This window comes from Aliivibrio friggae (assembly GCF_057368515.1).
This window is the reverse complement of sequence record NZ_CM170648.1, coordinates 1070943-1082284: the sequence shown is the minus strand read 5'-3', so window position 1 is coordinate 1082284 and position 11342 is coordinate 1070943. Positions and strand designations below refer to the sequence as shown.

The window sequence follows — 11342 nt, the reverse complement described above, 5'->3', positions numbered from 1 at the left end:
AAATACGCTAGGCAAAGAATAGCACTTTTGCTCAAAACATTTGAGTATTCAGATACAAAAAAGCCAGCAGTTAACTGCTGGCTCTAAATATTGAAATAATATCTTCATTAATGTGGTTGTGGTGTGTGTCCAGGAACTTTGAATGCTTTACGACACGCATCCAAAAAGTAACCGTAGAAAACCCCCATAACGCATGAAACTGCGGCATTACTTGATACTGCTGTAATGATCTGATCAGTACTTGCACCAACGGCAAATAATATCCCAGCATATACTGGCGATTGAAACAGTACATAAGCAGTTAAGTCAGCCATATTCTTCATGTATGACGATGATGATAAACGTGAACCTTGACGAAGCATAAAGTCACGGAATACACCATAAGGCCATGCGATGGCGATATTAACAGGAATAGAAAGCATTCGAGAAGCGAGTGATTGCTCAAATGTCATTCCTGAAACTAAAATTTCAATAAACATGCCCGTAATAAAACAAAAAACCACCATTGCAAATGTATCCGCCGCTGCATTTCGGATACAAAATGGCCCTTTCTTAGACATTAACTTTCTCTCTCCAACCACAATAAATTAGATTAATGAACTGCTAGATTGATAATTTAGCAGTCGATAGAACTAGGCAGGAATACCTCACTAGTAATTATCGCTATTAAACCACAATGTTATTAGAATTAGATCTCGAAGTTGAGTTAATGTAGTAAACTTACAACTACTTTCGCTCTGGAATTCAGATTTTTCCGCTACCGCCTTTTTTCGTAAGTAAATTACCAACAAAATTGAAACATATTTCATTTCAGACAAGGAGAAAAGTTCTTGATACAATAAAGAAAACTTGAATGAAATGAGAATATTATGTCTTTATCACTTACGGCGATTCTTTCAAATCCTGAACTAGAAAATAAACTGCTAACTGAAGCGCAAACTCAAGGTTTTGTTGCAGCAATGGCTGCAGCACCAAACCTGATTAGCCCTAATGAATGGCTAGCGTTTTTGTGGGGTGGTGAAGAAACCTCACCGTTCACTACTGCTGAAGAGCTAGAAGCTTATGCTAATGCTGTGGTTAACTTATGGAATGAATACCGCGAAGCCTTTCTTTCTGGTCAGTGGCAATGGCCTGAAGCCTGTCAGCTTGATGATGAAGAAATTGTAACTGCTCAAACTCGTCAGTTTTCTGAAGGTTTATTGCAAGGCTGGCAGTTAACGCGTGACGATTGGGAAACGCTAATGCCAGAAGAGAGCGAAAACAATGCTCTATTGGGCGGCGTATTACTTTCTATCAGCATGCTTTTTGATCCTGAAACTGCCCTGTCTACGCTTAAAGAACAAGGTATTGAAGGTTTAGATGAGTTTGTAGAAATTTACAAAGCAGTTCCTATGATGCTTTGTGGCTTAACAATGCGTGGCTATGAACTTGCTGAAGCTGATGCCGAAAAAGAAGCGTAATCTTGCTTTAACATCGATTAAATAAAAATGGCGACCAAATTGGTCGCCATTTTTTTATCTGCAATATAGAGCTATACCCCCTTTCATGAATAAAGTACCTTTTCTAGATAATCTTCATTGTGGCGTAAAATGGTAAATATCATTTTTATTTCAACGTATCATTCATTTCATCAAATAACATTAATCAGGAAACGGATGCCACTAACTGTTGGGAAATACAATGACATTAAGCGATTTTAAACACACTGATATATTTCAAATTTTAAAAGTCTCTAAAGAATTAATAATTTCAGTCACTAACTTCACAATAAAAGTAAGTTTATCAATACTAAAGTTTTCCACTTGGATATTAGTATCGACTTATAACTACGTTATGAAATAGAAGAACTGGAATAAACACCTTATATCGCACATTAATTATTGGAATTTAAAATGAAAAATATCTTTGTAAAAACTGCTGGCATAATTATTCTTGCATCAACACTAACAGGCTGTATTGGTAGTAATGCCGTTACAGGGAAAGTAATGAAGTTTAATGTAGAGGTGGTAGATAACCGCTACGCTAGAGCTGGAGTTAACCTACTTCTTGCGCCTGTCTACGGTATTACGACCGCCGTTGATTATACATTATTTAACTCATTAGAGTTCTGGACAGGTAAGAACCCTCTTAGTGGTAATTCACACATCTTTGATTCAAAGGTAGATACTAAATTTAAAGTGAATGATGAACTAGACCCATCGTTAAGAGATGCGCCTATCGCACCGATCACGAATAATCGAATGATTAAAACAGGTGAAATGAAAGCCATTGATGAAAACACTATCCAAATGGATATCGTATATAACAATGGAGATACTGGTATATTAACGGGGATCCGTGATGATGAAAATGTGAATTACTATATTGATGACGAGCTGATATCACAGACTACCATAGCTCAATTAGAAGCACTGCAAGAAGAAAGTGTTTAATTAATAACTAATCCCCGTATTTACATTATTAAATACGGGGATTTTTTTCAATTTAACGTGATTGGTTTAGATGACTACTCACCAAACTCGCTACCATTATCGCTAAATAAAAACCACCTAATATAGATTCAATAAAAACAAAAAATCGTGGTATTGGCAATATCGGAGAAATATCCCCATAACCCACCGTTGTTAATGTGATAAAGCTGAAATATATCGCATCAAACAGATTATCAATCCAAGGTTTAGCTTCTATTCCATTAAATGAATGCGGAAAAAGCTCTATTTGAATAAGATAAATAATGGCCCAAGAAACACCCAACAATAAATACACACACACAGAACCAACAATTTGGTTTCGACTCACGTTATCAGGCAACATAACTTGCTTTAAAGCGGTGTAAGTATGAGATAACAAAAAGAACAACAATGCTCCCAATGTAATTAAAGAAAGATCATACCCTTCTAGAAAAGAGATCCCTCCAGATATCGAAGCAATGCTCAACAAAAAGCCATACCAAGTTCTATACAATGCCTGCTTTCGATTCACGCCGACAATAGAGATGGCTAAACAAAGAATAATTAATGCTAATACCATTTTCTGGCCGCCACTAAAGAGCTGCTGCATGACAGCGCTCATAAAGAGCAAGCCTAGTAGTGCAAAAAGCAGAAAGTAAAAATTATCATCACCTGACACTTTTTTCATTGCTATTTACCTGATGATTCATGATCTAACCAAACAACAAACAATTGATAAGTTAAACTTAAAATCACTGCACCAACAAATAAACCAACAATGCCAGACATTGCCATGCCCCCTAATGCACCCAGTAAAATAACCAACATAGGGGTGTCAGAGCCACGACTAAGCAACATAGGTTTTAATACCGCATCACTACCACTCACAACAATACACCATATTAGAAAAAGAACAGCGGTTGTCGTGGTATCAACACTAAAGACATAAAGAATGACAGGTAATAACGCAAGAATAGGAGGAAGTTGGATAATCGCAATAAGCATAACAAGCAACATCCATAAACCAATAGCAGGGACACCAGCAAATGCCATCCCTACCCCAGCCATCACCGATTGAATAACAGCGACACCAATAACCCCTTGAACAACACTTCTTACTGTTGTTTTAGATAAGGTTGTTAACGCTTCGCCATGCTCTCCCGTTAAACGATTGGCCACTAATACAAAAGCGCGCTCACACTTATCTGCATTCGCCATAAAAGCACCCGCAATGATGGTAGAAATAATAAACTGAATGAATCCACCACCAAGAGAGCCGACAAGAGAAGCTAATTTACTCACGATGGCTTTAACTTCATCGCCATATTTTAATAGGACACTTTCTAAATTTGAAGAAGCTTGAATACCAAAAGCATATGCTTTATCACCCACTAACGGCCAATCTTTAACGGATAAACTCGGTTTAGGTATAGAGATGGTGCCATTTTGATAACCCACCACTAATTCAGAGCCGCTTGTGTATAGACCCGTTGAAAGCGCGATTAAGGGAATAACTAACAACACTACCCCTATAAAAGCCAAACCAGCACTGACCTTCCCTTTCCCAATGCCAAATTTATCATGTCCCCAGGTAACAATTGGGTACAACGCCGTTGCGATTATCCCTCCCCATACAACAAGTAACATAAATGGCTTGAGGATAGAAAAACACCAAAATACGAGAATAGCGAGTGCTGCTATCTTAATAAATGCATCTATCGCCTTATTCGAAAAATCACTTTCTAATTTCATAAACAATCCTTGTTCGTAGTAATAATTATGGCTGCATTTTTAGAAACGCCCATTGCCGAGTTTCTAAGAAAAAAGAAACAGCAATCATATAAACGCCAATCATAAATAATTGAAATATACGTATTATCATATTGCTATCAATATCTCCCGAACTCATTAATGTACTTCCTAAGAGTACAAGTACGGTACTAAATGCTGTCGCATAAATAGGTGCTTTTGCAGGTTTTGTGTAAATTTGAGTTGCTATGATTAGAGCAATGAATGAGATAAATAGCGTATAGAATAGGACATTAGGAGCAAGACTTAATACAGAGAAAACACCAATAGCTAGAGCGCCACCAATACTGTTAGTAATAATTAAAAACGCACTTAATTTGATTGATTTCTCTCCGGTTATCATCAAAGACAATAACGCAATAAACATCATTGTCAGCAATGCTTCTGATATTTGAAAAATAAAGAAAAAGCACACAACAGGAAATGAGACGATCATCGCTCTAAAAGCGGCATACCATCTTTGTTGCTTAGATAAAGGCGAAGGTTGATACCCTGCAAATGACGATTCATCTTCAGGGAAGTAAATATGAACCAGTGCAAAAATAATCACCGCAACAACACCTGAACTTGCTAGCCCAGTGGCAAGGAATACCGACATACCTGGGTTTGATATCGCCATAAAAGGAAGCATTAGTATTGCAATAATCAATATCGTAGCAAACAGATTCCATTTAGGATCGGTAAATAAGTAATACCCCCATAGCATCATCAATCCAACTAAAATAAGTAGTGGTATTGGATATTGAGTAATGCCATTTGATAGTAATAAGCCAAGCCCCATAGTCGCTACCATTGCAACGGTTAGTTCATATAGTGTTTCTTTGTTTAATTCCGGTTTATCAATCAAAAACTTCGCAACAAAAACAGGCGCGACGAACGCTAATGGCCAATTAATCAATGCGGCTAAGAATACGGCAAGACCAACGCCTACCGTATATCTAAGTATCTTCGTTTGAATTTGAGGATCATCGATTAAGTTATCTGACATAAGACATCAAACTCACAAAGCGGATCCACAACTTACCTATCGAGTTAAAAATAACGTTATCACCACTATATACAATCACATCCGCTTGCCCACCGATACGTAATTGGCCTGTAGTTTGTGAGTGATCAAACTCGATCGCAATTGGCAGCATCTGTGTTTGTCGTAGCCAGCCAGTTTGATTATTTGCTTGGGCTAGCTTACCCGCCTGATTGTTTTGTCCCCAATCAACACCCCAATCAACACTTGTTACCGTTCCTTGGATCACTTTACCTGGTGCAAAATCGAGTGCCATTTCAACCTTATCGCCAACTTCCACATTACCTAAACTGTTCTCACGAAAATAAGCTTCAATCCAAATACTTTCGGTTGATACGAACGTCATTATAGGTTGCCCAGCAGAAGCATAAAAACCTTCAGACAAACTGAAGTTTGATACGCCTCCATCAGTAGGTGCTTTGATTTCTGTTCGAGATAAATTAATTTGCGCTTGCTCTAGTGCCAGTAATGCCGCTTTAATTTGGCTATTGTCTTCGCCATCAGTGCCTAGTTGTTTCTTTGACTTCTCTAGATCTGCTTGAGCATTGACGACATTTGCTTTCGCTGTCGCTAATGATGCTCGTGCTTTATCCGCATCGGCTTTCGATACAACACCACGTTCAGCCATTTCAAGAATACGATGAGATTGCAGTCGGGTATTTTCTAGTTCAACATTTGCACTGGTCAACCTAGCTTGTGATGAAGCAATAACCGCCGTTTGAGCCCCAACATTTTGACCTGCAAGTTCTAAACTTTGCTCGGCTTGCTGTAATGCAATTTCATAATCAACAGGGTTTAATTTAGCAAGGACGTCACCTTGTTTAATTAATTGGTTAGGTTGGACTAAAATATCTAATACTTGACCAGAGACTTGAGGTTTAATAGGAACGACGTAACCTTTTACTCTCGCATTGTCTGTTAAAGGGATAATGCGATCAGATACGATGCTAAACAATAATAAAGCGGCAACTGTAAATAATAAGTAGTTAGTTATTTTACGAACTTTATTTGTTTTCTGAGCGGCATTATCTGCGGATGTGTTTTCACTCTCTTCTTTTGGCGTTTTTATTTCTTCAGTCATATTTTTACCTACTGCTAATGGAATCCATTCCTCAACTATATGTATAGCTGTTATTTGGAAAAAATCGAGGGATTTACATAAAAAATACTTATTATTTAGTTGTTTATTTATAGCGACTTAATAGATTCCAATATACAAGCACCTCACCACTTTGTGTTGTCTGTCGCAAATTCACATAAAAGACAAATATATCAACAAATACCAAATGAAAACTTACCATTTTGCGCCAATAATTATAAAAGGCTCCTAATATTTAAAAGTAGGTAGATATAAACAATGTTGAATAAAAAAACAGCACCATTACCAATGATTCGTACTGGTTATACAAAAATTTTAATTGATGTTTTTTCAAAGCACGGCATTCATATTCAAGAGGTATTGCGAGACTCGGGCTTACCTCCAGATCTTTTTCATACAGACAAAGAATTTTTACCTACTGAGCCCGTTAAACGCTTAATCTATTTACTGTCATCTCAAGTTGGAGTTAATAATTTTAGTGACCTATTAAGACTGGCCTTTCGACAACGAATTATTCCTCAAGTATTAACACAGTTTGATAGTGCCATCACCATTAAAGACGCGCTTGGAAAAGCCACTGAAATATTCAATAGTGATTCTCCTGGCAGTTCAATTTCATTTGAACAAGAGTATGGTAAATATTGGTTTTGTCGCTCTGCACCTTATGAGGACAGTGTTTACTTTTTGTGGGGAGAGGTTTTTGCTGTCTTATACATTATCGAGCTCATTCAGGCCTTAACTAAGACCGATTGGTTCCCTGAACAAGTACGAATTCAGCATAATGATGCCGATGCTTTACTGTCTTCGTTAAACAATAAAACACAGTTGTTTATAGGTCAAAATACAACAGCAGTATTAATTGACGATGACATACTTAATAAAGAAATTCACATATCAAGTTCTGACACAGAAAAGAAACAACCACTCATTGAATGGCATTCTAGTTTTAGTGACAGTGTTTTTACGGCTTTACTTCCTTATGTGAGAGAGCATTCGTTAACGGTTGATCAAGCAGCAAAGCTTCTTAATATGACCTCAAGGACACTCCAACGACGCTTAAAGGAAGAGCGAACCTCATTTAGACAGATAAAAGAGAGCCTTATGCTATCTGTCTCATGTGAATTAATGGAAGAGGGTTACTCGCTGACCCATATATCAAACCAACTTGGTTACAATAATATCTCGCACTTTTCTCGAGCATTTAAACGGATCAGCGGGTTAACCCCTAAGTTATATAAGAAAACGATTCTTGGTTTACGAACCTAGTCGTTTTCCATATTTAATCATTTTATGAGGTTATAAAGCGTTCTTATACACAACACCGTCTTTCATGATTAATTTTTGCGTTTTAGGGTTTGTTACACATTCAACACCATTTAAAGGATTTCCTTCAATAATAAGTAAATCTGCGTAAGCACCTTCAGTGATTTGGCCTAGTTTTCCTTCTTGGTATGGGTGCTTGTATGTAGACATCTCAAACAAACGACCACAGTTCGAAGTCACCATTTTAAGAGCGGTTAATGAATCAAATACCGTTTCAATCGCTTGTAGCTCTTCTGATTGTGTTTTATGAACATCAAGTGTGCCTACACAGTCAGTACCAAAACAAATATTTTGGATATCGTATTTTTTAATGAGATCCGCCGATTTAAACATCGCTTTACCCACTCTTTCTGTTTTTTGGTACAAGGTTTCATTACCAAGTGGGATTTTTCGTTCAGCAATAAGTGATGAGGTGAAATACGATGGAATCACAAAGATCCCTTTATCTTTGATCGTTTTAGCAATGTCATCATCCATAATCGTTGCATGTTCAAAAGACATAACACCCGCTTCAGCAGCTCTTCTCATGGCATCCGCAGTATGAATATGCGCAGCCACGTATGTACCGTAATCTGATGCAGCTTCAACTGCTGCTTTCATTTCATCTAATGTGTATTGAATCGTATCGAGTGGATCAAACGACGATGAAGCACCACCACCGGCCATCATTTTAATTTGAGATGCGCCCATAAATAACTGTTCACGTACCGCTCTAAGCACTTCTGAGCGTCCATCTGCTACTTTAAATGCGCCAGTTTTCATTATTGGAGAATCTTCATGACTACCAGTACGTTCTTGTGCTTGGTTTTGACGATAATCAGAATGACCACAGGTTTGCGAAATAGCCGCTTGAGAGGGCAAAATTCTTGGACCGGTCGCATAACCATTATCGATACAGTTTTTAAGACCAAGTGTATTACCTGCAACATCGCGAACGGTAGTAAAACCACGCATTAACATGCCTTCAGCCACTTTTGCAGAGCGAATTGCGACTTCTTCTCTGGTCATCTTATCTAACTCATGAAAAGGCGCTGACATTGTTATATGTACGTGAGCATCCATCAGACCTGGCATGACTGTACCGCCTTTAGCATCAATAATTTCATTGGCTAGAGATAAGTCAACATCACCGATTTGAGTGATCACGTTATTTTCAATTAATAAAGATACATTTTCTTGTAACTGATTATCTACACCGTTAAATACGTTAGCGTTAGTAATTACTGTAGTCATATTTTTCTCTCTTTAATTTTGTGGGGACAGAGAGATAATAGGTTAAATTTAACGCAGAGAATTGCCATTTGACGACAAGTGGAAGTTTGTATTATTGATTTAATCTTTAGATACACGGCAACCCAAAAAAGGCGTCTAGCAACTTAAATAAGCCATTAAAATGTATGCTTATTTAAGTTATTAGACGCCTTTCTATTTATATGAAATTTCTTGTTAGTTAGCCAACCCAGTAAGTAACAAAACACTTTTAATTATATTATTCTGATTCAATGTAACCTCCTAGCTTATTAACTTTCAGGCTCATAGTAATCTTCAATTAACGATGCGTTCATTTCATAACCCATGGTGATATTGCTTTTTCCGTCCACTAAAAAAACTTCTTCCGTTACTTTTTTTGAATGAAAATCGCCTTCAATCCATACTGGGTATTGCACATTTTGAACCGTGAAACCTTCAGGATAAGAAACTCGAACAATTTGGTTAGCAGGTGGTGGTGGCATATGTATGCAAGCCCCCGCTACTGGAACTAATAAAAACTCTGTTGTTTTTAAACCATCAAATTCAATAGGAACAATAAAACCAGGCATACGTACTTTTTTACCATCGTATTCTTGAGTTATCGCTTCTGCATTATTTTGTTTTGCCGTCATATATGCCTGTCTAGCGGCAATCGCCTCACCTGCATCAACGCCTTCGATTTTGAGTTGCTCAGCTAATTGTAAGCGCTGCTCTTCTGCTTGTTTAGAAGCGTCATTTTGTAAAATCAAAATTTGTTTAAGGGCTAATTTTTGTTGGTCAGTCAATTCAGGTAAACTGACATCTACATCATTATTTTTAGTGACTAACTCTTGCCATTTCAATTCAATAAAATCATCACTCATTGCATAAAATGGAAGAGATAATATTAACAGGAGAATAATTTTCTTCATTACAGATCCTTAGAAATAGCCTACCAAAGTAGGCTATAGAGAAAGGTATACCAACAGACTACAGCGTATTCTTGTAAATTTTTCCATCTTTCATGATGACTTTAATTGTATCAAGTGCTGGCTCTCGCTCTTTTGCATCAAACCACTTTTCATTTGCACCAATCACGGATAAATCTTCAAGCGGATTTCCATCTACCACCAATAAATCGGCATACGCACCAACTGCAACCACACCTAGCTTAGCTTCTGGATACGGGTCCATGATTCCTGAAAGTTTTACAATCTCACCATTTACTGATGTCATGCCTTTAAGGGTATAGAAGTTTCCTAACTCTTTTCCTGCAAGGTAAATAGTATGGTCCGTTTGTTTAATACATGAAGTTACATCACCAACACAGTCAGTGTGGAAGCCCCACTTAGGTTGGTATTTATTCACATTAGAAATGTAGTTTTTAAATGCTTTAGTCGCCGTTTCAGCTTTGCGTTTTGACGCTGGGTTACTATTAATCGCTTCAATTTGGCTCAAATAAGGAGAGAAAGCCGTCATATTCGTTGTAATATAAGCACCCTTTTCTTTCATTTTTTTATTAACTTCGCCATCGAACATAAAACCGTGTTCAATAGTTTTAACGCCAGCATCTAGATTTCGTAAAATCGCTTTTTTACTGTAGGCATGCGACATTACATAAGATCCATACGCATCTGCAACTTCTACAGCAGCACCAATTTCTTCTGCTGACATTGCATTTAGTTGCCACGGGTCAAATGACGATGCAACACCACCAGAGGACATGATTTTAAGTTGAGAGTTACCTTGTTTGAAGTTTTGACGAGCAGCGGCTTTGATCTCACCCACGGTATCCGTATTAACACTCACGTTGCTTCGACTCATTGATGTTTGCGGGCCATTAAGGTGTTGGTTTAACGTGGTTAAATTACTAAAATCAGCGTGAGAGCCTGTTGGTCCAATAAACGCACCAGAGGTATATAAACGAGGTCCCTCAAGCATGCCAGAGTCAATGGTTTTGCGTAAGCCTGTATTTAAACCACCAGCATCACGCCACGTTGTAAACCCTGACTGAAATACCGCATTGGCATTGACGGTTGCTCTAGATGCCAACTCTTCAATGGTTCTGTTATTTTCATGGTCATTCAAGGTGCCACCATTTAATAAAAGGTGCCCATGACCTTCAATCAAACCTGGCATTAATGTTTTACCTTCACCGTTAATTACCACGGCATCACCTGCTTCTATCGATTTAGCAGAAATCGCTTTAATTAGATTATTTTCAACTAAAACATAATGGTCTTCATATAATTTGTTTTCTGTGCCATTAAAAATATCGACATTAGTAAAAAGAGTTGATGACGCTGATGCGGAAAAAACAGCACCACACGATAATGCAAGAGCGGTAAGCCTTAGAACATTTTTCATAAAAGATTCCTTAATATATAAATTATTCCCTAAAACTTCT

General features: G+C 37.6%; 11 protein-coding genes. 3 read left to right on the top strand and 8 right to left on the bottom strand.

Annotated elements, in window-relative coordinates:
* Nucleotides 1-107: 107 nt before the first annotated feature.
* Complete coding sequence (locus AC2INI_RS05080) at nucleotides 108-560, bottom strand: L-alanine exporter AlaE (RefSeq protein ID WP_486305475.1); 453 nt, start codon at nucleotides 558-560, stop codon at nucleotides 108-110.
* Between the two features lie 309 nt (nucleotides 561-869).
* Between AC2INI_RS05080 and AC2INI_RS05075 the strand changes: the two genes are divergently transcribed.
* Together AC2INI_RS05075 and AC2INI_RS05070 are read left to right on the top strand one after the other, a co-directional pair.
* Complete coding sequence (locus AC2INI_RS05075) at nucleotides 870-1460, top strand: UPF0149 family protein (protein WP_122035391.1); 591 nt, start codon at nucleotides 870-872, stop codon at nucleotides 1458-1460.
* Nucleotides 1461-1892: 432 nt separating this feature from the next.
* Nucleotides 1893-2432, top strand: coding sequence for a DUF3332 family protein (locus AC2INI_RS05070; RefSeq protein WP_486305474.1), 540 nt, complete (start codon nucleotides 1893-1895; stop codon nucleotides 2430-2432).
* A 52-nt stretch (nucleotides 2433-2484) separates the two neighbouring features.
* On the opposite strand, the gene AC2INI_RS05065 is transcribed toward AC2INI_RS05070, so the two are convergent.
* The 4 genes from AC2INI_RS05065 to AC2INI_RS05050 are packed head-to-tail and all read right to left on the bottom strand — an operon-like array spanning nucleotide 2485 to nucleotide 6364.
* Entirely contained in the window at nucleotides 2485-3138 is a 654-nt protein-coding gene (locus AC2INI_RS05065) for a potassium channel family protein (RefSeq protein WP_486305473.1), read from the bottom strand.
* 2 nt (nucleotides 3139-3140) lie between these two features.
* On the bottom strand, nucleotides 3141-4202 hold the full coding sequence (locus tag AC2INI_RS05060) for an AI-2E family transporter (protein ID WP_122035397.1): 1062 nt from the start codon (nucleotides 4200-4202) through the stop codon (nucleotides 3141-3143).
* 25 nt (nucleotides 4203-4227) lie between these two features.
* Complete coding sequence (locus tag AC2INI_RS05055; RefSeq protein ID WP_486305472.1) at nucleotides 4228-5247, bottom strand: DUF2955 domain-containing protein; 1020 nt, start codon at nucleotides 5245-5247, stop codon at nucleotides 4228-4230.
* Nucleotides 5237-6364 carry an HlyD family secretion protein gene (locus AC2INI_RS05050; protein ID WP_486305471.1) on the bottom strand — a complete coding sequence of 376 codons (1128 nt, stop codon included), beginning with the start codon at nucleotides 6362-6364 and terminating at the stop codon, nucleotides 5237-5239. The genes AC2INI_RS05055 and AC2INI_RS05050 overlap by 11 nt, the downstream gene beginning before the upstream one ends.
* Before the next feature lie 276 nt (nucleotides 6365-6640).
* Here AC2INI_RS05050 and AC2INI_RS05045 point away from each other — a divergent pair, with 276 nt between their 5' ends.
* A complete protein-coding gene (locus AC2INI_RS05045; protein WP_486305470.1) occupies nucleotides 6641-7648 on the top strand; it encodes a helix-turn-helix domain-containing protein in 1008 nt (335 codons plus the stop codon).
* A 30-nt stretch (nucleotides 7649-7678) separates the two neighbouring features.
* On the opposite strand, the gene AC2INI_RS05040 is transcribed toward AC2INI_RS05045, so the two are convergent.
* The 3 genes from AC2INI_RS05040 to AC2INI_RS05030 form a co-directional block, all read right to left on the bottom strand.
* Nucleotides 7679-8938 (bottom strand): metal-dependent hydrolase family protein, encoded by a 1260-nt coding sequence (locus tag AC2INI_RS05040; RefSeq protein ID WP_122035404.1) that lies wholly within the window; start codon nucleotides 8936-8938, stop codon nucleotides 7679-7681.
* Nucleotides 8939-9225: 287 nt separating this feature from the next.
* Entirely contained in the window at nucleotides 9226-9867 is a 642-nt protein-coding gene (locus AC2INI_RS05035) for a DUF3299 domain-containing protein (RefSeq protein ID WP_486305469.1), read from the bottom strand.
* Nucleotides 9868-9925: 58 nt separating this feature from the next.
* Entirely contained in the window at nucleotides 9926-11302 is a 1377-nt protein-coding gene (locus AC2INI_RS05030; RefSeq protein WP_486305468.1) for a metal-dependent hydrolase family protein, read from the bottom strand.
* Nucleotides 11303-11342: the final 40 nt, after the last annotated feature.